Origin of the sequence: Aeromicrobium sp. UBA7512 (genome assembly GCF_002476985.1) — a bacterium.
In the GTDB taxonomy this organism is placed as follows: Bacteria; Actinomycetota; Actinomycetes; order Propionibacteriales; family Nocardioidaceae; genus Aeromicrobium; species Aeromicrobium phoceense.
In genome coordinates, this window is the sequence record NZ_DLNK01000007.1 from 403,382 (window position 1) to 427,848 (window position 24,467).

The window sequence follows — 24,467 nt, forward strand, 5'->3', positions numbered from 1 at the left end:
AATCGGTCAGAGGCCGACGGACTCGTAGATGTCGTCGAGCTCGTCGAGGTAGGCGCCCTCGTCCTCGCCGGCGCGCTGGTAGGCCTCCATCGCCTTGGCCTGGACCTGCTCGGCGACCTTCTCGTAGCGGGCGTTCCACTTCTCGGCGTCGATCTGCCAGTAGCCGCACGTGTAGAAGGAGGCCTGCGGCCAGCCGAGGTCGCGGCGCAGCAGCTTGCGGGCGGCACGGCCGGCGCGAGCCTCGCCCGCGAGCCAGACGTAGCGACCCGTCGGATCGGCGGGCAGGTCACGCGCGCGGAGGGCGGCCTCGAGGGCGTCGGGGATGTCGTGGTCGTTCTCGACGACCTGCCACTGCACCGTCACGTCCGCGGTCGAGGGCAGCGGGACCTCGTCGGACGCGTCCTTGACCACCACGTGCACGTCGGCCCGGACGCCGGGCGCGAGGCCGCGCAGGATCCGCGCGAGCGCCGGGACGCCGGTCAGGTCGCACACGAACACCTGCTCGGTGGCGTCGGCCGGCGGGCGGTAGAGGCCGTGCGGCTCGAGCAGGCCGACGCGGTCGCCGGGCTCGCACGTGCGCGCCCAGTCGGAGCCGACCCCGTGGTCGTGCAGCGCGACGTCGACGTCCACGCGGACCCGGCCGTCGACGATGCGGTGGTCGGAGATCGTGTAGACCCGCGGCACCAGCTCCTCGGCGCCCTCGGGGTACGTGACCGACCAGTCCTCGCCGATCTCGGGCAGGACGACCGGGGCGTCGGGACGCGGCGGCAGCAGCAGGCGCACGTACTCGTCGGGGATGCCGGTGGACTGCCACTCGTCGATGTCCCCGAGGGTGATCGAGACGAGGTGCGGGGTCAGGACGCGTCGACCGAGGACGGTCGCGACAAAGGTCTTCACTGGGATCCTCCGATGCTCGGCCGCCGGGCGGCCCGGCCCGGATCGGCCTCCAGGCACGTCCGGGGTACTGCGTTAGGCCAGCCTAACAAACATCGTTGGATAGCCTCGAGCCGTGACCCTGCACGTACGGACCATCGGAGCCGAACAGCACCTGGCGTTCGTCGCCTCGCGCGGTTCGGCGAGTTTCCTGCAGACCCCCGCGTGGGCGGCGGTGAAGTCCGAGTGGCGGGGCGAGTCGATCGGCTGGTTCCGCGGCGACGAGCTCGTCGGCGCCGGTCTCGTGCTGTACCGGCAGGTGCCGAAGCTGAAGCGCTACCTGGCCTACCTGCCCGAGGGCCCCGTGCTCGACTGGAGCCACGACGTGCCTGAGGCGCTCGGCGCGATGAGCGCCCACCTCAAGGCCAACGGGGCATTCGGCATCCGCATGGGACCGGCCCTGGTGACCCGTCGCTGGGAGGCAGCCACCCTCAAGGCTGCCCTCGCCGACGACGTCCTGACCCGGCTCGGCGACGTCCCGGCCGACCACACCGACGACGCGGCGCTCGCCGTGGCCCAGCAGCTCCGCTCCCTCGGCTGGCGCGAGCAGGCGGCCGAGGGCGGCTTCTCCGCCGGCCAGCCCAAGTACAACTTCCAGGTGCCGCTCGCCGGCCGCACCGAGGATGACGTCCTGGCCGGCATGAACCAGCTGTGGCGCCGCAACATCCGCAAGGCCGCCAAGCAGGGCGTCGAGGTCACCCTGGGCACCCGCGACGACCTCGCCGAGTTCCACCGCGTGTACGTCGAGACCGCCGAGCGCGACCACTTCACGCCGCGGCCGCTCTCGTACTTCCAGACGATGTGGGACGCGATGACCGCCGAGGACCCGCAGCGCCTGCGCCTCTACCTGGCCCGTCACGAGGGCGACCTCGTCGCCGCCACCACGCTCGTGCAGGTCGGCACCCACGCCTGGTACTCCTACGGCGCCTCCACCACCGCGAAGCGCGAGGTCCGCGGCTCGAACGCGGTGCAGTGGCAGATGATGCGCGACGCGCTCGCCGGCGGTGCCGAGGTCTACGACCTGCGCGGCATCACCGACACCCTCGACACCGACGACTCCCACGTGGGCCTGCTGCAGTTCAAGGTCGGCACCGGTGGCGAGGCCGTGGAGTACCTCGGCGAGTGGGACCTGCCGCTGAACCGCCCGCTGTACGCCGCGTTCACGGCCTACATGAAGCGCCGCGGCTGACCCGGACCGCGCCGGCCGAGGGCGGCCGCTCGGGTCAGGTCGGGAATGATGGGGCCATGGCGTTCGACCTCGAGATCCGTGCCGCCGACTGGCGCGCCCACCTGGCCACGACCCACGCCGCGCTGCCGGGCTTGGTCCCGGTGATCAAGGGGAACGGCTACGGGCTCGGCCGCCAGCGGCTCGCCCGCGAGGCAGGCGGGCTGGGACTGGAGACCATCGCCGCGGGCACCTACGAGGAGGCCGACGAGCTGCTCGGCGCCTTCACCGGTGACGTGCAGGTGCTGACGCCGTGGCGCCCGTTCTCCCGCCGCGTCGCCGACTCGCGCGTCGTGCACACGCTCGGACGTCTCGAGGACATCCCGGCGCTCGCCGCCCGGCTGCCCGGCGCCCGCGTCCTGGTCGAGATCGAGACCTCCATGGCGCGTCACGGCTTCGACCGGCACCGCCTCACCGAGGCCGCCCGCGCCATCGCCGAGGCGGGGCTCGTGGTGGAGGGCTTCGCGATGCACCTGCCGATGACCGGCGGGAACCTCGACGAGGCGCGGATGTGGTGCGCGGTCCTGGAGACCTCAGCGCTGGAGACGACCACGGTGTTCTGCTCGCACCTGACCGGTCCCCAGCTCGAACAGCTGGGCGCCGAGCGGCCTCAGCTGACCATCCGTCCGCGCGTGGGCACGAGCCTGTGGCTCGGACGGCTCGACACGTTCAGCGTCCGCGCCACCGTCATGGACGTGCACACCATCCAGCGTGGCGAGCGGATCGGCTACCGCCAGGGCCGCGTCCCCCGCGCCGGCCACGTGCTGGTGATCGCCGGCGGCACGAGCCACGGCATCGGGCTCGAGGCTCCGCGGGCGGTGACCGGCGTCGCCGGTCGCAGCAAGGCCGCGGCCAAGGGCGGTCTGGCCGCCGCGGGCCTGGCCCTGTCGCCGTTCACGATCGACGGGAAGCTGCGCTGGTTCGTCGAGCCGCCCCACATGCAGGCCAGCATGGTGCTGCTGCCCGAGGGCGCGACCGTCCCGGCCGTGGGCGACACCGTGCCGGCCCAGGTGCGCTACACGATCGCCAGCTTCGACACGATCCGCGAGGCCTGAGCCGAGCGGGACTCAGTCCCGTCCGCCTCCACCGCCGCCGGCGCCCCCGCCGCCTCCGGGCGTGGGGACGGTCGGCGGCGGTTCGGACGAGGGGGGCGGGGTCGTGGGAGCCGGCGTCGTCGGAGCCGGCGTGGTCGGCGCGGGCGTCGTCGGCTTCGGGGACGGCTGCGTCGGCCGCTTCGTGGGCTCGGTCTTCTTCTTCTCCGGCTCCTTCTTCGGCACCGGGTTGGAGATGGCCGTGCCCTTGTCGGCCTTGATGTTCGCGCGCGGAGGGAACGAGCCGCACTCGGAGCCCTCGAGCGCGCTGTTCATGAACGCGCCGAAGGTCTGCGCCGGGTAGGTGCCACCGAAGAACGGGTTGAGGTAGCCCTCGAGCTCCTCGTTGCCCTTGCCGCGGTTGTACATGACCGCCGTGGCCAGCTTCGGGGTGGCGCCCACGAACCACGAGGACGAGACGCGCTCGTTGTCGCCGTCGCCGTCGGTGGCGGTCGCCGTGCCCGTCTTGCCCGCGGTGGGGCAGAAGGTGGCGGCCTGCCGGCCCGATCCGCTGCGCACGACGGTCTGCATCGCGGCCAGCGTGTCAGCCGCGACGTCCTCGTCGATGGCCTGCGTCGTGGCGACGTTGTGCTTGAACACGCGGGCGCCGTTGCGGTCGTTCACGCGCTCGATGACGTACCAGTCGGCGCGCTTGCCCTCGGCCGCGATCGTGGCGTAGGCGTTGGCCATGTCGATCGGCGCCACGGGGGCGTAGCCGAGCGAGACGCCGATGACCGGATCGATCCGCTCGAGCGTGGACTCGGGCAGGCCGGCCTCGCCGGCCGCCTCGATGATCTTCTCCTCGCCGTCCTTCATCTGGTCGGTGAGGTCGACGAACGCGGTGTTGACCGAGAACTCGGTCGCGCGCTCGAGGTTGATCCGTCCGTAGGACCGACCTCCGGAGTCGCCCTGGTTCTGGATCTCGGCGTCACCGATCCTCAGGGGCGCGTTGCCGTTGAGGCTCGTCTGGAGGCTGTAGCCGTTCTCGAGCGCCGCGATGACCGCGAAGACCTTGAACGTCGAGCCCGGCTGCGTGCCGAGCGTGGCCCAGTTCAGCTGGTTCTTGAGGTAGTCGGGACCGCCGTACATCGAGCGGACCGCGCCCGTGCCGGGCTCCACCGAGACGAGCGCCGTGTTCAGCTCGTCCAGGCCCTCCGGCCGCACCTCCTTGACGGCGTCGACCGCGTCGGCCTGCTTGTCCTTGTCGATCGTGGTGACGACGCGCAGGCCGCCACCCTCGATCTCGGAGTCGAGGAAGCCCTCGGCCGCCATCTGCTTGCGGACCAGGTCCAGCACGTGACCCTTCGGGCCCTCGAAGCGCTGGTTGGCGCGCTGCTTCTTGAACTTGGGGAACTTGCCCTTGTGGGCGGCGGCCTGCTCGGCCGTGATGGAGCCCTGCTTGACCATGCCGTCGAGCACGTAGTTGTACCGCGGCAGGACGCGGTCCTTGGCGCCCTCGGCGTAGGGGTCGAAGTACGAGGGGTTGTTGATCACGGTGGCCAGGAAGGCGGCCTGGCCGACGTTGAGCTTGGCGGCGGGCTTGCCGAAGTACGTGCGCGAGGCGACCTCGACGCCGTAGGAGCCGTTGCCGTAATAGATCGTGTTGAGGTAGCCCTCGAGGATCTCGGACTTCGTCAGCTGGTTGTGGATCTTGACCGAGAGGATCGCCTCCTTCGCCTTGCGCGTGTAGGAGCGGTCCTGGTTCAGGTAGAGGATCTTGACGTACTGCTGCGTGATGGTGGAGCCGCCGCCGGTGATCTGGCCACTCGTCGCGTTGTTGCGGGCGGCGCGGATGATGCCGCGGACGTCGATGCCGCGGTTCTCCCAGAACGTGCGGTCCTCGGCGGCCACGACCGCGTCGCGCATGACCTCGGGAATCTCCTCGTACTCGAGGCTCTCGCGGTTCTGCGTGGCGAAGCTGCCGAGCTTGGTCTTGCCGTCGGAGTAGTAGACGTTCGTGGTCTCGGTCTGGAAGTCCGCGTTGGGATCGGGGATCTTCACGGTCGCGTAGAGGATCGCGAACAACAGCGCCCCGGCGATGAAGCCCAGGACGGCGAGGAAGAGCAGCCACCGCAGGACGCGGATGGGCCACGAGCCGTTCCCACCGATGCCACGGGCGAACCTCGAGAGGCGGCCCTGCTTGTTCTTCGTGCGAGTTTTCGCCACGAATCGTTCCTTCCGGACGACGAGTACCAACGCAACAGTCTGACGGAACTTCCTGAGAAACCCATGACCGGCCGGGTCGGGGTCTCGATTTTCCGCTGACTCGATGTATCGTACCGATATAGCCGTTCGTGGCATCGAACGGAAGTCACGGTGGGGGGAGGCGACGATGGCACGACGCGGAGCAGCACTGGAGCTGGCCGTACTCGGACTGCTCGCCGACTCCCCGATGCACGGGTACGAGCTGCGCAAGCACGTCAACGGCCTGCTCGGCTGGACGCGGCTGCTGTCCTACGGCACGCTCTACCCCTGCCTCAAGCAGCTGACCCGTGGCGGGTTCATCGCCGCCGACACCGAGACGTCGCCGCGCGGCAAGCGCCCGCGCATCGTCTACCGGCTCACCGCCGAGGGCAAGGAGTACTTCACCTCCCTGCTCGAGGACGGTGGCCCCTCGGCCTGGGACGACGAGAACTTCGGGGTGCGGTTCGCACTGTTCGCCCGCACCAGTTCCCCCACCCGGGTGCGCATCCTCGAGGGACGCCGGTCCCGTCTCGAGGAGCGCCTCGACAACGTCCGCACGGCTGCGGCCCACCGCCGCGAACGCATGGACGCCTACACCCGCGAGCTCCAGCGCCACGGCCTCGAGTCAGTGGAGCGCGAGATCAACTGGTTGACCGAGTTGATCGACCGTGAACGCGCCGACGCGTTCACGGAGCAGGAAGAAACCAGTACGACAGACAAGGAAAAGTGAGGTCTCCATGAGTTCGGAGAACAAGGTCCGCGTGGCCATCGTCGGCGTTGGAAACTGCGCCACGTCCCTGATCCAGGGCGTCGAGTACTACAAGGACGCCGACCCCGAGGGCAACGTCCCCGGGCTCATGCACGTCAAGTTCGGCCCGTACCACGTCAACGACGTGGAGTTCGTCGCCGCGTTCGACGTGGACGCCAAGAAGGTCGGCTTCGACCTCGCCGAGGCCACGCAGGCCAGCGAGAACAACACCATCAAGATCACCGACGTCCCGCCGCTCGGCGTGACGGTCCAGCGTGGTCCGACGCTCGACGGCCTGGGCAAGTACTACCTCGAGACCATCGAGCAGTCCGATGCCGAGCCGGTCGACGTCGTGCAGGTCCTCAAGGACACGCAGGCCGACGTGCTCGTCTCCTACCTGCCCGTGGGCTCGGAGGAGGCCGACAAGTTCTACGCGCAGTGCGCCATCGACGCGAAGGTCGCGTTCGTCAACGCCCTGCCCGTGTTCATCGCGTCGGATCCCGAGTGGGCCAAGAAGTTCGAGGACGCCGGCGTCCCGATCATCGGCGACGACATCAAGAGCCAGGTCGGCGCCACGATCACGCACCGCGTCATGGCGAAGCTGTTCGAGGACCGGGGCGTCGCCCTGGACCGCACGTACCAGCTGAACGTCGGCGGCAACATGGACTTCAAGAACATGCTCGAGCGTGATCGCCTGGAGTCCAAGAAGGTCTCCAAGACCCAGGCCGTGACCTCGAACCTGCACGGCTCGCTGGCCGGCAAGGTCGACGACAAGAACGTCCACATCGGCCCGTCGGACTACGTGGCGTGGCTCGACGACCGCAAGTGGGCCTACGTGCGCCTCGAGGGTCGCGCGTTCGGCGATGCGCCCATCAACCTGGAGTACAAGCTCGAGGTCTGGGACTCGCCGAACTCGGCCGGCATCATCATCGACGCCATCCGCGCGGCGAAGATCGCCAAGGACCGTGGCGTCTCGGGCGCCCTGCTCTCGGCTTCGTCCTACCTGATGAAGTCGCCGCCGGAGCAGCGTCCCGACGACGAGGGCCGCGAGCGCCTCGAGGCCTTCATCGCGGGCACCGAGGAGCGCTGAGCTCCAGCACCACCTGTGAGACGCACCGGATCCTTCGGGACCCGGTGCGTCTCGCCGTTTCGGGGCCCTACGATCCGAGGGTGACGACCTACCTGTCCTTCCTGCTGTTCGCGACGCTGCTGGCGGTCGCCCCGGGGCCGGACACGTTCCTGACCCTGCGCGCCTCGGTGCTCGGCGGCCGGCGGCGCGGGCTGTTCACCGCGGCCGGCATCACGCTGGCGTGCGCGGCGCAGGGCATCCTCGCCGCGTCGGGCCTGGGCGCCGTGATCGCACACGCCGAGCCCGCCTTCCAGGCGATCCGCTGGGCGGGAGTCGCCTACCTGACCTGGCTCGGCATCACCGCGCTGCGCTCGGCGCTGCACCGCGACGGCGGGGCCTGGGCCGTGGGCCCGGGCATGGCGACGGTCAGCCGGCGTGCCGCCTTCCGCCAGGGCTTCGTCTGCAACATCACCAACCCGAAGGTGCTGGCGTTCAACCTCGCCGTGCTGCCGCAGTTCGTCTCGCCCGGCCAGGGCCTGCCGGCACTCCTCGCCTACGCGCTGACGCTGGTGGCCGTGGGTGCTGTCGTGCTGCTCGTCGTCATCGAGGTGGCGCACGCCGCCGCGACGAGGCTGGTGCGACCCGCCTTCCGTCGCACGGTCGACGGCACCACCGGAGCCGTGATGCTCGGCTTCGCCACCGCGCTCGCCGTCGAGTCCTGACCCGGCCGGCGCGAGGTCAGTGCTTGGCGCGGCCGCCGATGAGCCGCTTGACCCCGTTGACCAGGAGCACCACGACGGCGCCGATCAGCAGGCCCAGCAGGGCGGACGCGGCCGTGTTGGCCACCCACTCGAAGGCGCCGTCGGCGAAGGGCATGATGTCGGCGATCCAGTGCTCGAGGTCGTGCACCCAGCCGTAGATCGTGTGCCAGCCGAGGTCGTCGGTGCCCACGAGGATGATGTGCCCGCCGACCCAGAGCATCGCCGCGATGCCGATGATCGCCAGCGCCGACAGCACCTTCGGCATCGCCACCACGAGCAGGCGACCCACCCGCCGGGCCAGCTTCGACGGGCGGCCCGCGAGGCCCAGGCCCACGTCGTCCATGCGCACGATCAGCGCCACCACGCCGTAGACGAGGGCGGTGATGCCCAGGGCCACGATCGCCAGGATCACCGCACGCGAGATCAGTGACTCGTCGGCCACCTCGTTGAGGGAGATGACCATGATCTCGGTGGAGAGGATGAAGTCGGTGCGGATCGCGCCCGAGACGACCTGCTTCTCGGCCTCGGGGCCCTGCGCGGTGCTGGGCTCCTCCTTCTTCTCCTCGTGCGGGTTCAGGACGTGCCAGATCTTCTCGGCACCCTCGAAGCACAGGTAGGTGCCGCCGAGCATCAGCAGCGGGGTGAGCACCCAGGGCAGGAACTCGCTCAGCACCAGGAGTCCGGGCAGGATGAACAGCATCTTGTTGCGCAGCGAGCCCTTGGCGATCCGCCCGATGATGCTCAGCTCGCGCTTGGGGTCGACGCCGTGCACGTAGCGCGGCGTGACGGCGGCATCGTCGACGACCACGCCGGCCGCCTTCGCGCTCGCCTTGCCGGCCGCAGCCGCGACGTCGTCGACGGACGCCGCCGCGAGTCGGGCGAGTGCTGCCACGTCGTCGAGCAGGGCGACAAGTCCTCCAGCCATGCGCTCAGGGTACGGCCGATCACCGAGTGCCACGAACGGACGGTCGTGTCCGGTGTGCGCGGCCGGCACGGCCCGTCGAGGGCTAGGGTTCTGGTCATGGCTCTGGGCTTCGGCATCGACATCGGCGGCACGGGAACGAAGGGGGCACCGGTCGACCTCGACTCGGGCAGCCTCGTGGGCGAGCGGTTCCGCATCCCCACACCCCAGCCCGCCACTCCCCGAGCCGTGGCCGAGGTCGCGAAGCAGATCGTCGACAACTTCCCCGACGCGGCCGACGTGCCGCAGATCGGCGTGGCCATCCCCGCGGTCGTGCAGCACGGCGTGGCCCGGTCGGCGGCGAACATCGACCCCACCTGGATCGACACCGACGTGGACGCCCTCTTCACCGAGGTCCTCGGCCGCCGCGTCCACGTGGTGAACGACGCCGATGCCGCCGGTGTGGCGGAGAACGACCACGGCGCCGCCCGCGAGGAGGACGGCCTCGTCTGCGTCATCACTCTGGGCACCGGGATCGGCTCGGCCCTCATCAACGCCGGCACGCTGGTGCCCAACACCGAGTTCGGCCACCTCGAGGTGGCGGGTCACCCCAACGCGGAGAAGTGGTGCGCCACGAGCGCCCGCGAGCGCGAGGACCTCACGTGGGAGGACTGGGCCGACCGCCTGCAGGTGTACTTCAGCCACCTCGAGCGGATCCTGTCGCCCGACCTCTTCGTCGTCGGCGGCGGCGTGAGCAAGAACAGCGAGAAGTTCCTGCCGCTGCTGGACCTGCGCACCCCGATCGTGCCGGCCGAGCACCGCAACAACGCCGGGATCATCGGCGCGGCCGCCCTCGGCGCCCGCGGCTGAACCGCTCGGTCGAGCGGTCTCACACCGCGGCGAGCAGGGCGCGCACGGCGCGCTCCATCACCTCACGGCAGTGGGGGGCGGGGTAGCCGTGGTCGTCGAACATCAGTGACCAGGCGTTCCAGCTCGTGGCGACCGTGATCGCGTCCACGAGCTGCGTGGGGTCGTCGGCCTTCGCGAGCTCGGTCGCGAACGCGTTCTCGATGTCGGAGCGCACCCGCCCGATGTGACCGCGCCGGCTGGCCTGCAGGGCCGGGGAGACCGGCTCGCCCAGCACGGCCGCGCGCGCGGCGGGGGCGATGTTGACCAGGCGCCGCTCGCGCTCGGCGCAGAACCGGCTGATCCGATCCTCCAGCGGGGCGCCAGGGTCGATCACCGTTCTTAGCTGGTCGTCGAGGCGGAACCAGTAGTCCACGGTGGCGCCCAGCAGGCTCTCCATGTCGTGGAAGTTCGACCACAGCGTGCGGCGCGAGACGCCCGCACGCTCGGAGATCAGCGCTGCCGTCGGCTTGAGGACACCTTCGCGCAGGAGATCGGCGTGCGCCTGGAGGATGAGGGCCCGCGTGCGCTCGCTGCGCTGCATCCGACCGTCGGTCTGCCGGTATTCCATTGATCCCACCGCTCCATCGTGGCGGAGAGGAGTACCCCGCAGACTTTCGACACACCGAGTGTAGATATATAGTGACTTGACTCACAACGTATGTGAGGATTGCGTCACCTTCAGTTGAGGGGGCTGCCAACAATTCAGAGGGAGTGAAGGTTTGCTGACGGTCAAGAACCTCGAAGTCGTCTACAACGACGTCATCCTGGTCCTGCGCGGCGTGAGCCTGTCGGTTCCGGAAGGCCAGATCGTGGCCCTCCTGGGAGCCAACGGCGCCGGCAAGACGACTCTGCTGCGCGCCCTCTCGGGCCTGCTCGACATCCACGACGGCGAGATCACCAAGGGTGAGGTCCGGCTTCGCGACACCCCGATCCACACGGCCGACGCGCCGAAGATCGTGGCCGCGGGCCTGGGTCAGGTCCTCGAGGGCCGACGCGTGTTCAGCGAGTTCACGGTCGAGGAGAACCTGCGCGTCGGCGGCCACACGCGCCGCGGCAACCTCTCGGAGGGCATCGAGGAGGTCTACGAGCTCTTCCCCGTACTGAAGGAGCGCCGCAAGAAGACCGCGGGCTACCTCTCCGGCGGCGAGCAGCAGATGCTCGCGATGGGCCGCGCGCTGGTCGCCCAGCCCGAGATCCTGCTCCTCGACGAGCCGAGCCTGGGCCTCGCCCCGCGCATCGTCGCGCAGATCAAGGACATCGTCGTCCAGATCAACGAGCGCGGCACCACGGTGCTGCTGGTCGAGCAGAACGCCACGATGGCGCTCTCGATCGCGCAGCACGGCTACGTCATGGAGCACGGGAAGATCGTGATGGACAAGCCGGCCGCCGAGCTCCTCGACGACGAGGACATCCGCGACTTCTACCTCGGCCGCGGCGACATGGCCACCAGCTACCGCGACGTGAAGCACTACAAGCGCAGGAAGCGCTGGCTCTCGTGAGCTCCGCGTCCCCCCATCTCCATTCTCTTTCCACACCGTCCCGTCCCGGAGGGTCCCTTGTCTGAACCTGTCGTGAGTGTCCGAGGCGTCGAGTTGTCGTTCAGCGGGGTCAAGGCCCTGCAGGGCGTCGACTTCGATGTCTTCGACAACGAGCTCTTCGCGGTGATCGGCCCGAACGGAGCCGGCAAGACCTCGATCTTCAACGTCCTGTCCGGCGTCTACCGCCCGCAGCAGGGCACGGTCGACTTCGCCGGCACCGACATCCGCGGCATGCGCCCGCACAAGATCGCGAACCTCGGCATGGCTCGCACGTTCCAGAACATCGAGCTGTTCGAGAACCTCGACGTCGTCGACAACCTCATGCTCGGTCGCCACGCGCACGTCGGCTACGGCTGGCCCTCCGCGGTGGCCTGGCTCGGCAAGGCCAAGCACGCCGAGGTCCGCAACCGGCGCCGCGTCGAGGAGATCATCGACTTCCTCGAGATCGAGGGCTACCGCCAGCTTCCCGTCGGGATGCTGCCCTACGGCATCCAGAAGCGCATCGAGCTCGGCCGCGCCCTCGCGATGGAGCCGAAGCTGCTGCTGCTCGACGAGCCGGTCGCCGGCATGAACGGCGAGGAGACCGAGGACATGGCCCGGTTCATCCTCGACATCCGCAACGAGCTGCACATCCCGATGATCCTCGTCGAGCACGACATGGGACTCGTGATGGACCTGGCCGACCGGGTCATGGCGATGGACTTCGGCAAGCCGGTCGCCACCGGCACGCCGCACGAGGTGCAGTCGCACCCCGACGTCATCCGCGCCTACCTCGGCCCGGTCGACGACGCCACGCTGGCCGAGGTGCAGGGGGAGCTCGCATGAACACCACCGCAACGAACACCCTGGCGCGCCGCATCCGCACCCGCGCCGAGGAGACGCCCGACCGCATCGCGATGCGTGAGAAGAACTACGGCCTCTGGGAGGAGGTCACCTGGGCCGACTACTGGGACCGCTCCGAGCTCGTGGGCCACGCCCTGCTCGCGCTCGGCGTCGAGATCGGCGACCGCGTCGCCGTCCACAGCGAGAACCGGTGCGAGTGGCTGTGGTCCGACGTCGGCATCACCGCCGTCCGCGCCGGCACCGTGGGCCTCTACCCGACCAACCCCGCGCCCGAGGTGCTGCACGTCCTGCGCGACTCCGGTGCCTGCGTCCTCATCGCGGAGGACCAGGAGCAGATCGACAAGTACCTCGAGATCGCGGACGAGTTGCCCGACCTGCGCACCGTGGTCTACATCGACCCGCGCGGCATCGCGGGTCGCTACGACGACCCGCGCCTCATGTCGTGGGACGACTTCCTCGCCCTCGGCGAGCAGCACCGCACCGACCACCCCGGTGCCGTCACCGAGCGAGTCGAGGCCGCCGAGCCCGGCGACCTCGCGACGCTCGTCTACACCTCCGGCACCACCGGCCCGCCGAAGGGCGCGATGCTGTCGATCTCGAACATCGAGTTCGTCATCGAGACGCTCCAGAGCGGCGGCGCGTTCGTCGACCCGCCGGCCAGCGACCGCGACCTCGTCGTCTCCTACCTGCCGCTGTGCCACGTGGCCGAGCGCGTGTTCACCACGTGGTTCAACGCCGCCGTCGGCTCGCAGGTGAACTTCGCGGAGTCGATCGAGACGGTCCAGCAGGCCCTGCGCGAGGTGCAGCCCACGCTGCTGTTCGGCGTGCCCCGCATCTGGGAGAAGATCGCCGCCGGCGTGCACATCCGGATGAGCGGTGCCTCCTGGCTGAAGCGCAAGAACTTCGACTTCTGGATGAAGCGGGCGGCCTGGATCGGGCGCACGCTCGTGGAGAACCAGGGCAACCACACCGCGGCCACCAAGGCGGTCTACGCGATCGGCTGGGTCTGCCTCTACCGCCCCCTGCGCGAGCGCCTCGGGCTGGCCAAGGTCCGCTACGCCGCGTCGGGCGCCGCCCCGATCGCCCCGGAGGTGCTGGAGTTCTTCATGGGCATCGGCATCCCCATGCACGAGGTCTACGGCATGACCGAGAACTCCGCGATCGCCACGGCGAACATGGCCGGACGCGTCAAGGTCGGCACCGTCGGCGAGCCCCAGGTGGGCGCCGAGATCCGGATCGACGACGAGACCGGCGAGATCCTCACCCGTCACGCCGGCACGTTCGCGGGCTACTGGAACAACCCCGAGGCGACGGCGAAGACGGTCGACGCCGACGGCTGGCTGCACACCGGAGACGTCGGCGAGTGGGTCGACGGCACGCACATCAAGATCACCGATCGGATCAAGGACATCATCATCACGGCAGGCGGCAAGAACATCAGCCCCAGCGAGATCGAGAACAGCCTCAAGTCGTCCCCGTACATCAAGGAGGCGATCGTCATCGGCGACCGTCGCAAGTACCTGACGGCGCTGATCGGCATCGAGCTCGACACGGTGGGCAACTGGGCCCAGGCCCGCAAGCTCGGGTTCACGACCTACCGCGACCTCTCCGAGAAGCCCGAGGTGATCGAGCTCGTGCAGTCGGTCGTCGACGAGACCAACCGCAAGTTCGCCAGCGTGGAGACGATCAAGCGCTTCGCGATGCTGCCGAAGGAGCTCGATCACGAGGAGGGCGAGCTGACCGCCACCCAGAAGATCAAGCGCTCGGCCATCAACGAGCGGTTCGCCGAGGCCATCGAGGGCCTCTACTCCGACACCGACCGCGCTGCCCACGAGGTGAAGGCATGAACGAGCGACAGCGAGTGAGCATGGAATCGGTCATGCCGGCACCTACCTACCGTGCCCTTTCCCAGGAGGTGACGGCATGACGACGTTCTTCCAGTCCTTGCTCAGCGGTCTGGCGCAGGGGTCGATCTATGCCCTGCTGGCCCTGGGCTACGTGATGATCTACAAGGCCACGCACGTGATCAGCTTCGCCCAGCCGGCGCTGATGGTCTGCGGTGGACTCTTCGCCTACCACGCCACCAGCGAGTGGGGCCTGGGCTTCTGGCCCGCCCTGATCGTCGCGATCATCCTCGGCGCCCTGCTGGGCATGCTCGTCGAGCGCCTCGCGCTGCGACCGATGGTGGGCAAGCCGGTGTTCACGCTGGCGATCATCACGATCGGCGTCGACATCGTGCTGCGCATCTTCGCGAACCGGTACATGGGTCCGGACCCGCGCTCGGTGCCCTACCCCGGCGGCAGTGAGCGCTACGAGTTCTGGGGACTGTCGATCTCGCACCAGCGCGTCGGCCTGATGGCGGTCACCGCGGTCACGGTCATCGCCCTGGCCCTGTTCTTCCGCTACGCCAAGACCGGCCTGGCGATGCGTGCCACCGCCCTGAGCCAGGAGACGGCGCTCGCGCAGGGCATCCGCGTCGGCGCGATCTTCGCCCTGGCCTGGGCGATCGCCGGAGGGCTGGCGGCCATCGCCGGCACCTTCGTCGCCGCCACGGGCGCCGGCCTCGAGCAGAACACCTGGATCATCGCGCTCAAGGCGCTGCCGGCCATCATCATCGGCGGCCTCGACAGCATCCCGGGCGCCGTCATCGGCGGGCTCGCCGTGGGGGTGGTCGAGTCGCTCACCGCGGTGTACCAGCCCGACGTGGCCCCCTGGCTGGGCAACAACTTCGCGCTCGTCGCGCCCTACGCACTGATGTTCGTGGTGTTGCTGGTCAAACCCTATGGACTCTTCGGCACGAAGGAGGTGGAGCGGGTATGAGCACCGTGCTGCGCTCAGCGCCCTCTAAGCAGGCCCGGAAGTCCACCGGTCTGCGCGGCCGCCCGCTGCTGCGGACGAGCTACGACCAGGACCTCACCCTGGCCAACACCCCCGCCAAGCGGCGCGGTGTCATCGGGATCGTCATCGCCTCGTTCCTGGTGCCGTTCCTGCTCACCGACGACCTGCTGCAGGTGCTCACGCTCGGCATGATCTCCGCAGTCGGCGCGATCGGGCTGAACCTGGTCACCGGCTACGCCGGCCAGGTCTCGCTGGGCCACGCCTTCTTCATCGGCGTCGGCGCCTACACCGGAGCGGTGCTGGGCGGCGATCCCGACAGCGCCGTGCTCGGCTACGGCCTGCCGATGTGGATCTGGCTGCCGGCCGGCGGCATCGTCGCCGCGCTCGCCGGACTGCTGGTCGGGCCGCTCGCCGTGCGGCTCCGCGGCCTCTACCTGGCGATCGTCACGCTCGGCCTCGTGTTCCTCGGTGACCACATCTTCCGTGAGGCCCGGAACATCACCGGCGGACCCGGCGTCGGCCGCCGCGGTGCCGAGCTGGAGCTGTTCGGCATCGACTTCTCGGCGATGGAGCCCATCGCCGGCGTCTCGCGCGGACAGGCCCAGTTCTTCCTCGCGCTGGTGTTCCTCATCGTCTTCGCGATCCTCGGCCGCAACATCGCCCGCTCGGGAGTGGGCCGCGCGTTCGGCGCCGTGCGCGACCGCGACGTGGCCGCCGCCGTGATCGGTGTCGACCTGACGAAGTACAAGATGATGGCGTTCGCGATGTCGTCGTTCTTCGCCGGCGTCACCGGAGCGCTGTACTACGCCGTGATCGGCGTCTTCGAGCCCGGCGCGTTCAGCCTGCTGCTGTCGATCCAGTACCTCGCCATGGTGCTGATCGGCGGCGTCGCCACCATCAGCGGATCGATCATGGGCGCGCTCTTCATCGCCCTGCTGCCGCGGATCAGCCAGTTCATCGCGCACTACGTGCCGGGCGAGCTGCTGACCGTGTTCCAGCTCGAGGCGATCCTCTACGGCCTGTTGATCATGGGCTTCCTGATCTTCGAGCCGCGCGGACTCTTCGGGATATGGACCCGGATCCGCAACTACTGGAAGGGCTGGCCCTTCTCCTACTAGACCCCGGCCGCGAGGCCGTGGCGGTGCAACCGCACCGTCGAACCACCCAGGAGGAAAAAGATGAAGCAACACCGACAGTGGGCCCGCGTGGTCGCCGGTGCGGCGGTGGCGGCCCTCGTGCTGGCAGGCTGCCGTGGCGGAGGCGACGAGGACAGTGCCTCAGGACCTGGCATCACCGAGGAGGCCTGTCCCGAGGCCGTGAACGAGGACAACGGCTGCATCTACCTGGGTGCGATCTCCGACCTCACCAAGGGCCCGTTCGCTCCGCTGGCCGTTCCGATCACCGAGGCCCAGAAGGCCTTCTGGAACAAGGTCAACCAGGACGGCGGCGTGGGCGGCTACGACGTCAACATCGACAAGTACGTGGCTGACGCCGAGTACAACCCGGAGATCCACAACAAGAAGTACCAGGAGATGCGCAACGACATCCTGGCGCTGGGTCAGACGCTGGGCTCCTCGCAGACCCTGGCGATCCTGGAGGACATGAAGTCCGACAACGTCGTCGGCGTGCCGGCCTCGTGGAACTCCGCGTGGGACTTCGAGGACCAGATCCTCCAATCGGGCGCGAACTACTGCTTCGAGGCCATGAACGGCGTCGACTGGGCCGTGAAGAACCGTGGCGTCAAGGGCAAGGTGCTCGCGATCCACTACCCGAACGACTACGGCGGAGACGCGGCGGCGGGCGTCGAGGCGGCGGCCGAGGCCAACAACCTCGACTTCAAGGCCATCGAGACCGCGACCGGCCAGGACAACCAGGCCGGCGCCGTCGCGGCGGTGCTGAAGGAGAAGCCCGACCTGATCTACGTCACCACCGGTCCGGCCGAGATGGCCACGATCCTCGGTGGCGCGGCTGCGCAGGGGTGGAAGGGCACCGTCGTGGGGTCCAGCCCCACGTGGAACCCGGCCCTGCTGCAGACCGAGGCCGCTCCGGCGCTCGAGGCGATGTACTTCCAGGCGGCTCCGTGGGGCCCGTGGGGCACCGAGTCGGACGGTCACGCGGCCATGCGTGACGCGCTCGCCGACGTGGACTCGCCGAGCGACGGCTACACCTCCGGTTGGGTGTGGGAGTACCCGCTGCTCGCCGCGCTCAAGGCTGCGGCCGACATGGACGGCGGCATCACCCGCGAGAACGTGGTGAAGGCCTCGACCGAGCTGGACAGCGTCGACTACGAGGGCATGCTGCCCGACGAGGCGTTCAACCAGACCGGTGAGCCGAACGACGTGGCCTGGCGCCAGAGCGTCATCGGTGGGGTCGACAAGGAGGCGCCGACCGGCGTCTCGATCGTCCAGGAGATGTCGGCCGGTCCGACGGCCGAGGGCTACGAGTACACCGAGCCCTGCTTCGCCCTGCAGGGCTGACGCACGACACGTGAGGGGGCCGGCCCGGTGGGCCGGCCCCCTTTCTCGTGCCCTGACGGTGCGAAGTCTCCCCGGTCAGGAGGGGACATGGCGGGTGACCTCGATCGTGCGGTCCAGCGACAGGTCGGCGAGGAACGCCGCGTCGTGGCTGACCACCAGAATGGCCCCGCGGTAGGAGTCGATCACCTCGGTCAGGTGCGCGATGCTCGCGAGGTCGAGGTTGTTGGTGGGCTCGTCGAGGACGAGCAGCTGCGGTGCCGGGGTCGCCAGCAGCAGGCTGGCCAGGGTGGCGCGCCACCGCTCGCCGCCCGACAGCGTGGACGTCACCTGGTCCACGGCGTTCCCTCGGAACAGGAAGCGCGCCAGCTGGGCCCGCACCGTGCCCGGGTCGGCCTCGGGCGCCGCGTCCCGCACGTTCTCCAGCACCGTCCGCCCGGGGTCGAGCAGGTCGACGCCCTGCGGCAGGTATCGCCACGGCACGTGGACCACCGACTTCCCGGCCCTCGGCTCCTGCAGCCCGAGCAGCGCGCGCAGCAATGAGGACTTCCCCGCACCGTTGCGCCCCACGAGCGCGATCCGCTCGGGCCCCCGCAGGTCGAGGTCGAAGGGGTGCGACGTCCCGAACGCGGGGATCACGCCCTCCGATCGCAGCACCTCACGACGGGCCGGGACCTCCGTGTCGGGCAGGTCCACCCGGATCCGGCGGTCGTCACGCAGGCGCTCCTGCGCCGTCGCCAGGGCGGTTCGCGACGCGTCGAGCCGGCCCTCGTGCATCCCCCGCAGCCGGCCCGACGTCACCTCCGCCTTGCGCTGGTAGGCGCCCGCGACGATCTTCGGCAGGCTGTCGGCGTTCACCCGGCCCTTGCGGTCGCGTCTCGCCTGTTTCACCTGCTGGTCCATCAGGTCCTGGTGCTGGCGCCTGACGTCGGCCTTCGCCGCGGAGACCGACCTCAGCGCCGCCTCCTGCTCCGCCTCGATCGCGGCCGCGTAGTCGCTGAACGGCCCGCCGAACCACCGGACGGCACCGCCACGGACCTCGCCGATGTGGTCGACGCGCTCGAGCAGGCTCCGATCGTGGCTGACGACCACGAGGACACCGGTGAACTCGTCCACGATCCGCGTGAGTCGCGCACGGGCGTCGGCGTCCAGATCGTTGGTGGGCTCGTCGAGCAGCAGGATTGCGGGATCCGCGATCATCAGGCCCGCGAGCCGCAGCAGCGTCGCCTCGCCGCCCGACACCGCCGAGACGGGTCGTTCGGGCCCGAGACCGGCGAGGCCCACCTGCCCGAGCCACCGCTCGATCCGGTCGGGCAGGTCCCAGCCGTCGCCGACGAGGTCGTAGTCGGCCGGGTCGACCGAGCCGTCCTCGATACGCGTGAGCGCGGCCAGCGCGGGTGCGACGCCGAGGACGTCGGCCACCGTCGCGCCGGCGGAGGCACGGGTCTGGGGGAGGTACGCCCTGCGGCCACTCGCGTCGACCGAGCCCGAGGTGGGCTCGAGCTCGCCGGCCAGCAGACGCAGCAGCGTGGACTTGCCGCTCCCGTTGTCGCCGACCAGTCCGTGGCGGCCGGGGCCGAGGCCGAAGGTGAGGTCATCGAGGATCGTGCGCCCCTCGGGCAGCACGAACGAGGCATGGGAAAGAGAGAGGAAGGATGACATGGAGATCTCCGGGTCGCGGGTGGGCGTGGCGGGATCTCAGTTCTCCATGCGCTCCAGCATACGTGAGGCAGCGCCGAGACCGATAGACTCGATCCTTGTGGCCGAATTGACCGCGCACGAGAAGACGCGCCTCGACGAGTTGGGTGCGACGCATCCCGTGCTGACCGAGCTGGGCGCCCGTTTCGACGGCGCCGGCCACGAGATCGCCCTCGTCGGCGGGCCCGTGCGCGACGCGCTGCTGGGCCGGCCCGTCACCGACCTCGACTTCACGACCTCCGCCTCGCCCGACGAGATCGAGCAGATCGTCAAGGGCTGGGCCGACACCACGTGGGACGTCGGCCGGGCCTTCGGCACCATCGGCGTCCGCAAGGGCACCGAGACCCTCGAGATCACCACCTACCGCGCCGACGAGTACGACCCCCAGTCGCGCAAGCCGGTCGTCGCGTTCGGCACGAACCTGAACGACGACCTCGCGCGGCGCGACTTCACCGTGAACGCGATGGCGGTCCGGCTGCCCGGTCTGGAGTTCGTCGACGTCCACGGCGGACTCGACGACCTCGCCGACCGCACCCTGCGCACGCCGATCGGTCCCGACATCTCCTTCGGCGACGACCCGCTGCGGATGATGCGCGCGGCCCGCTTCGTCGGCCAGCTCGGCTTCATCGCCGCGTCCGACGTCACCGAGGCGATGGCCGCGATGGCCGACCGCATCCAGATCGTCTCGGCCGAGCGCGTCCGCGACGAGCTGAACAAGCTGCTGCTGTCGGACCATCCGGTCCTGGGCCTGCGCGTCCTCGTGGACACGGGCCTGGCCGAGCGGGTGCTGCCCGAGCTGCCGGCGCTGCAGCTGGAGCGCGACGAGCACCACCGCCACAAGGACGTCTACGAGCACTCGCTGACCGTGCTGGAGCAGGCGATCGCTCTCGAGCACCGGCTCGAGGAGCGTCCCGACCTCACGATCCGGCTCGCCGCCCTGCTGCACGACATCGGCAAGCCGCGCACCCGACGGTTCACCGGCGACGGCACCGTCACGTTCCACCACCACGACGTCGTCGGGGCGAAGCTGGCCCGCAAGCGCATGCGGGCGCTGCGCTACCCCAACGAGATCACCGACGACGTCGCCATGCTGGTGGAGCTGCACCTGCGGTTCCACGGCTACGGCACCGGCGAGTGGACCGACTCGGCGGTCCGGCGCTACGTCCGCGACGCGGGCGACCAGCTCGAGCGCCTCCACATCCTCACCCGCGCCGACAGCACCACCCGCAACCAGCGCAAGGCGCTGCGCCTCCAGCGCACCTACGACGAGCTGGAGCAGCGCATCACCCAGCTGGCCGCGCAGGAGGAGCTGCAGTCCATCCGCCCCGACCTCGACGGCAACCGCATCATGGAGGTCCTGGACATCGGTCCCGGTCGCGAGGTCGGCGAGGCGTACCGGTTCCTGCTGGACCTGCGCATGGACCGCGGTCCGCTGCCCGAGGACCAGGCGATCGAGGCGTTGCGCGCGTGGTGGGCCGCGCGCTGAGTCGCAGCCGCGGACGCCGACGTCGCTCCCACTACGATGACGTGGTGACGATCCGCGCGTGGCTGACCGCCCTCGTGGTCGCGGTGTCGCTGCTCGTGGGTGCTCCGAGCCCGAGCGCCACCGCCTCCGACGGCTCGCTGGGCGTCCGCATCGACGGCTTGACGCCCTCGCGGCTGTCGGCCGACGCCACCATCACGATGAGCGGCATCGTCCGCAACACCGGATCCACGCCGTGGACCTCGGTGCAGGCCTACCTCGTCATCCCGCGCACGCCGTTCCAGTCGCGCGGCCAGATCGAGTCCGCCATCGAGGACGGCCAGTCCTACACCGGCGAGCGCGTGATCGACGCCGGCTCGTTCGCCGAGCTGGGTGACCTCGCCCCGGGAGGGGTGCGCCGGTTCACGGTCTCGGTGCCCGTCTCGCGGCTGGGGCTGTCGGGCCCGGGCGGGGTGTACCCCGTCGGCGTCCAGGTGCTGGCCACCGACGAGGAGGGCCAGCGGTCGAACGACGCGGTGGCGCGGGCCACCACCTTCCTGCCGTGGGTGCCCGATCCCGCCGCGCCCGTCCCGGCCGGCCTCGTCTGGCCGTTCACCCCCACGTGGGAGCCCGACGGCAGCGAGCTGGAGGAGGCCGCCCGCTCGGTGCAGCAGGGGCAGCTGCGCCGCTACCTCGACGCCGCCGCCGCGACACCCCGCGAGGGCCGCTCGATCGTGCTGGATCCCTCGATCCTCGACGACCTCACCCGGCTGACCGATCCCGAGAACCTCCCCCAGGGCGTGGACCTCACCGCGGCCGAGACCGCCGCGGTGACCGACTGGCTGGCCGACCTGCGCGGGCTCGCGCTCGACTCGGCCACGTGGATCGTGTCCTACGCGCGCCCCGACGAGCTCGCCCTGAGTCGCTACCCCGAGAACGCCGAGACGCTGTGGAAGCGCGTGGACCGGGCCACCGACGACAGCCTGGCCGACAACGCCCTGAGCGGCCCTCGGGCCTCGTGGCCCACGATCGCGGGCACCACGCTGGCGATGCTCGAGGACATCCGCGCCCGCGGCGACGGGCCCACACTCGTCTCGCGCCAGACCCTGCCCGGCTGGGAGCCTCGCCTGGGCTCGGTCGTGAACCTCGAGACGCTCAACGGGCCCCTGCCGCTGCTCGTCAACGGCGCCCTGCCCGACGTGCCCGGCAGCGAGACGCCCGTGACGATGCGCCAGCGGATCCTCACCGACGCGGCGCTGGGCGCCGTCTCGCGCGAGAGCGACAGGAACTCGCGGTCCGACGCCCTCACGATCGTCGATCCGAGTTGGGATCCCGGCACCACCGGTGGTCCGGTGATCGCGCAGGCGGTGACCACGAGCGGCTCGGGCGGCCTCACCCGTCCGGTCACCGCCACCGACCTGACCCGCTCGGCCCCCCCGAACTACAGCGGCGACGTGGTCGAGGAGGTCGACACGCGCTCCCTGGGCGCGGCCACCCTCGACGCCATCGCGAACCTCTCGGAGGTGGCGAACCTCCACGACTCCGTGGTGGTCGACCCGACGCGTGCCGACCACGACCGCGACATCGCGGCGCTGATGTCGGTGCGCTGGCGGCCGAACACCACCGCGCTCGACCAGCGCGTGAGTCGCGAGCTCGCGGCGCTCGAGTCCGACCTGGACAGCATCTCGATCGACAGTCCGTCCACCATCACCCTGTCGAGCAGTCGCGGGGGCTTCCCGCTCACGCTGGCGAACGAGACCGACAAGACCGTGCGCGTGGGGCTCGACCTCGTCGCCGACAACTCCTCGCTGGAGCTCGACGACATCGAGCCCGTCGAGATCGACGCGGGCGAACGGCACACGTTCACGGTGCAGGTCGATCTCGGAGACCAGACGTCGAGCACGGTCAGCGCGCGTCTTGCGACGGACGGCGGCGTCACCTTCGGCGAGCCGGCGGTGTTCAACATCCGCAGCAGCAACGTGGGGCTCATCGTGTGGGTCGCGATGGCCGCGGCCGGCCTGCTCGTCGTCGCCACCTGGGCCCGCCGCTTCCTGGGCCGGCGCCGCCGGGCCGCGGCTCCGGAGGCGGAGGCCGACGGCTTCGAGGGCCCCGATGAGTGACCCGAACCTCGCGCGCGCCAGTGCGTGGATGGCGCTCGGGACGATCGTCTCGCGCATCACCGGCCTGCTGCGGTCGCTCGTGCTGCTCGCGGTGGTCGGCAGCGCACTGAACGGCTCGCTGTTCAACGTCGCGAACTCGATCCCGAACTCGCTCTACATCTTGGTCGCCGGCGGCATCTTCAATGTGGTCCTGGTGCCCCAGCTCGTCCGCGCCATGAAGAACGACCCCGACGGGGGCGACGCGTACGCCAACCGCATCGTCACCCTGGGCCTGCTCGTGCTGGGCGTGGCCACGATCCTGCTGATGGTGGCGGTACCGCTCCTGCTGCGCCTGCTGTTCGGACCCGACATGTTCACCGACGAGTTCACGCGCCAGCGCGAGTCGGCCTACCTGCTGATGCTGCTGTGCATGCCGCAGGTCTTCTTCTACGGCGCGTTCGTGCTCGTCGGTCAGATCCTGAACTCGCGCCAGCGCTTCGGCCCCATGATGTGGGCCCCGATCGTGAACAACCTGGTGGCCCTCACGGTGCTGGGTGCGTACGCCGTGATCTTCGGCGTGGCCAGCCCTGGCGCGGCCGACGGCTTCAGCACCGGAGAGGCCTGGCTGCTGGGCCTGGGGTCGACGCTCGGCATCGCCGTGCAGGCCCTCGTGCTGGTGCCGTTCCTGCGTCAGGTGGGCTTCCACTACCGCCCCCGCTTCGACTTCCGCGGCGTCGGCCTGGGCCACACGCTGCGGCTCGGCGCGTGGACCCTGGCGTTCATCGTCGTCAACCAGATCTCGTACTTCGTCATCGTCCGGCTCGCGTCCGGCGCCGACATCGAGGGTGTGAAGCAGAAGGTCTCCAGCGCCGGACAGGTCGTCTACGACGTCGGCTTCCTGATCAGCCAGGTCCCGCACGGCGTCATCACCGTGTCCCTGGCGACCGCGATCATCCCCACCCTCGCCGCTCGCGCCGCCGAGCACGACTACGCCCGGATGCGGCTCGAGCTGAGCCGCACGCTGCGCCTGGCGCTGATGCTGATCGCGCCGATCGCGGTCGCGGTGGCCTGTCTCGGACTGCCGATCGCCTCGGTCCTGGCCGGATTCGGCGCGGCCCGGGGAAACACGGACGCGATCGGGACGACCATCTCGGCGTTCGCCCTGGCGCTGGTCATGTTCAGCACGCACTACATCGTCCTGCGCGGGTTCTACGCGCTGGAGGACACCCGGACGCCCTTCTGGATCCAGCTGGCCATCGCCGCCGCGAACATCGGCCTGGCCGTCGCGCTCACCACCGGTGCGGCCCCGATCGAGGTCTCCACGCGGCTGGCCCTGGCCTACGGACTGGCGTACACGGCGGGCCTGGCCATCTCGGTCACGGTGCTGTCGCGGCGGATCGGCTCGCTGGCCGACCCCGAGACGGTTCGCTTCGTCGTCCGGCTCGCGCTCGTGTGCACCGCCGCGGCCGCGGTGATGCTGCTCGGCCGCTGGGGCTGGGACCGGTTCGTGGCCGAGGGCGACCTCTCGCCGCTGTCCGCGCTGGGTGAGCTGGTCCTGGTGGGCCTGGCCGGTGCCGCCACCACGGTTCTGGTCGCGCGCCTGCTGCGCGTGGAGGAGCTGAGGTATGTGGTCTCAAGCGTCATGCGACGTGGCTGACGCCCGTACGATGGACGTGGTGCGCCCGCACCGGCCG

20 protein-coding genes are annotated in these 24,467 nt (G+C 70.1%); 15 read left to right on the forward strand and 5 right to left on the reverse strand.

Going from position 1 to position 24,467, the window contains the following annotated elements:
* Positions 1–6: 6 nt before the first annotated feature.
* Positions 7–897 carry a siderophore-interacting protein gene (locus tag B2363_RS12820; RefSeq protein ID WP_286930685.1) on the reverse strand — a complete coding sequence of 297 codons (891 nt, stop codon included), beginning with the start codon at positions 895–897 and terminating at the stop codon, positions 7–9.
* A gap of 112 nt (positions 898–1,009) precedes the next feature.
* Here B2363_RS12820 and B2363_RS12825 point away from each other — a divergent pair, with 112 nt between their 5' ends.
* Together B2363_RS12825 and B2363_RS12830 are read left to right on the forward strand one after the other, a co-directional pair.
* A complete protein-coding gene (locus B2363_RS12825) occupies positions 1,010–2,122 on the forward strand; it encodes a lipid II:glycine glycyltransferase FemX (RefSeq protein WP_286930686.1) in 1,113 nt (370 codons plus the stop codon).
* Positions 2,123–2,178: 56 nt separating this feature from the next.
* Positions 2,179–3,213, forward strand: coding sequence for an alanine racemase (locus tag B2363_RS12830; RefSeq protein ID WP_286930687.1), 1,035 nt, complete (start codon positions 2,179–2,181; stop codon positions 3,211–3,213).
* A 12-nt stretch (positions 3,214–3,225) separates the two neighbouring features.
* On the opposite strand, the gene B2363_RS12835 is transcribed toward B2363_RS12830, so the two are convergent.
* Complete coding sequence (locus B2363_RS12835; protein ID WP_286930688.1) at positions 3,226–5,415, reverse strand: transglycosylase domain-containing protein; 2,190 nt, start codon at positions 5,413–5,415, stop codon at positions 3,226–3,228.
* A 166-nt stretch (positions 5,416–5,581) separates the two neighbouring features.
* Here B2363_RS12835 and B2363_RS12840 point away from each other — a divergent pair, with 166 nt between their 5' ends.
* The 3 genes from B2363_RS12840 (at position 5,582) to B2363_RS12850 (ending at position 7,972) form a co-directional block, all read left to right on the forward strand.
* The gene (locus B2363_RS12840) at positions 5,582–6,163 is read left to right on the forward strand and encodes a PadR family transcriptional regulator (RefSeq protein WP_181753597.1); all 582 of its coding nucleotides are present in this window, start codon (positions 5,582–5,584) and stop codon (positions 6,161–6,163) included.
* A 7-nt stretch (positions 6,164–6,170) separates the two neighbouring features.
* Positions 6,171–7,271: an inositol-3-phosphate synthase gene (locus tag B2363_RS12845; RefSeq protein WP_181753595.1), complete on the forward strand. Its 1,101-nt coding sequence runs from the start codon at positions 6,171–6,173 to the stop codon at positions 7,269–7,271.
* 80 nt (positions 7,272–7,351) lie between these two features.
* Positions 7,352–7,972, forward strand: coding sequence for a LysE family translocator (locus B2363_RS12850; protein ID WP_181753593.1), 621 nt, complete (start codon positions 7,352–7,354; stop codon positions 7,970–7,972).
* 16 nt (positions 7,973–7,988) lie between these two features.
* Here B2363_RS12850 and B2363_RS12855 read toward each other — a convergent pair whose 3' ends face one another.
* On the reverse strand, positions 7,989–8,936 hold the full coding sequence (locus tag B2363_RS12855; RefSeq protein WP_286930690.1) for a DUF808 domain-containing protein: 948 nt from the start codon (positions 8,934–8,936) through the stop codon (positions 7,989–7,991).
* A 96-nt stretch (positions 8,937–9,032) separates the two neighbouring features.
* On the opposite strand from B2363_RS12855, the gene ppgK reads away from it, so the two are divergent.
* On the forward strand, positions 9,033–9,782 hold the full coding sequence (gene ppgK, locus B2363_RS12860) for a polyphosphate--glucose phosphotransferase (protein ID WP_181753589.1): 750 nt from the start codon (positions 9,033–9,035) through the stop codon (positions 9,780–9,782).
* A 19-nt stretch (positions 9,783–9,801) separates the two neighbouring features.
* Here the strand turns inward: ppgK and B2363_RS12865 are convergent, their stop codons facing one another.
* Entirely contained in the window at positions 9,802–10,398 is a 597-nt protein-coding gene (locus tag B2363_RS12865; RefSeq protein ID WP_181753587.1) for a TetR/AcrR family transcriptional regulator, read from the reverse strand.
* Between the two features lie 142 nt (positions 10,399–10,540).
* On the opposite strand from B2363_RS12865, the gene B2363_RS12870 reads away from it, so the two are divergent.
* From B2363_RS12870 to B2363_RS12895, 6 genes are all read left to right on the forward strand, one after another.
* Positions 10,541–11,320 carry an ABC transporter ATP-binding protein gene (locus tag B2363_RS12870; protein ID WP_078699638.1) on the forward strand — a complete coding sequence of 260 codons (780 nt, stop codon included), beginning with the start codon at positions 10,541–10,543 and terminating at the stop codon, positions 11,318–11,320.
* A gap of 72 nt (positions 11,321–11,392) precedes the next feature.
* Positions 11,393–12,184, forward strand: coding sequence for an ABC transporter ATP-binding protein (locus B2363_RS12875; protein ID WP_231949000.1), 792 nt, complete (start codon positions 11,393–11,395; stop codon positions 12,182–12,184).
* Positions 12,181–14,049 (forward strand): AMP-dependent synthetase/ligase, encoded by a 1,869-nt coding sequence (locus B2363_RS12880; RefSeq protein ID WP_286930691.1) that lies wholly within the window; start codon positions 12,181–12,183, stop codon positions 14,047–14,049. The genes B2363_RS12875 and B2363_RS12880 overlap by 4 nt, the downstream gene beginning before the upstream one ends.
* Before the next feature lie 76 nt (positions 14,050–14,125).
* Positions 14,126–15,022 (forward strand): branched-chain amino acid ABC transporter permease, encoded by an 897-nt coding sequence (locus tag B2363_RS12885; protein ID WP_078699635.1) that lies wholly within the window; start codon positions 14,126–14,128, stop codon positions 15,020–15,022.
* Entirely contained in the window at positions 15,019–16,158 is a 1,140-nt protein-coding gene (locus tag B2363_RS12890) for a branched-chain amino acid ABC transporter permease (RefSeq protein ID WP_286930692.1), read from the forward strand. Before B2363_RS12885 ends, B2363_RS12890 begins: the two co-directional genes overlap by 4 nt.
* 60 nt (positions 16,159–16,218) lie before the next feature.
* Positions 16,219–17,517: an ABC transporter substrate-binding protein gene (locus B2363_RS12895; protein WP_286930693.1), complete on the forward strand. Its 1,299-nt coding sequence runs from the start codon at positions 16,219–16,221 to the stop codon at positions 17,515–17,517.
* A 75-nt stretch (positions 17,518–17,592) separates the two neighbouring features.
* Here the strand turns inward: B2363_RS12895 and B2363_RS12900 are convergent, their stop codons facing one another.
* Complete coding sequence (locus B2363_RS12900) at positions 17,593–19,176, reverse strand: ABC-F family ATP-binding cassette domain-containing protein (RefSeq protein WP_286930694.1); 1,584 nt, start codon at positions 19,174–19,176, stop codon at positions 17,593–17,595.
* A gap of 46 nt (positions 19,177–19,222) precedes the next feature.
* On the opposite strand from B2363_RS12900, the gene B2363_RS12905 reads away from it, so the two are divergent.
* The 3 genes from B2363_RS12905 to murJ are packed head-to-tail and all read left to right on the forward strand — an operon-like array spanning position 19,223 to position 24,430.
* Complete coding sequence (locus tag B2363_RS12905) at positions 19,223–20,698, forward strand: CCA tRNA nucleotidyltransferase (protein WP_286931534.1); 1,476 nt, start codon at positions 19,223–19,225, stop codon at positions 20,696–20,698.
* Between the two features lie 44 nt (positions 20,699–20,742).
* The gene (locus tag B2363_RS12910; RefSeq protein ID WP_286930695.1) at positions 20,743–22,794 is read left to right on the forward strand and encodes a DUF6049 family protein; all 2,052 of its coding nucleotides are present in this window, start codon (positions 20,743–20,745) and stop codon (positions 22,792–22,794) included.
* Positions 22,787–24,430: a murein biosynthesis integral membrane protein MurJ gene (gene murJ / locus B2363_RS12915; protein ID WP_286930696.1), complete on the forward strand. Its 1,644-nt coding sequence runs from the start codon at positions 22,787–22,789 to the stop codon at positions 24,428–24,430. Before B2363_RS12910 ends, murJ begins: the two co-directional genes overlap by 8 nt.
* Positions 24,431–24,467 lie beyond the last annotated feature (37 nt).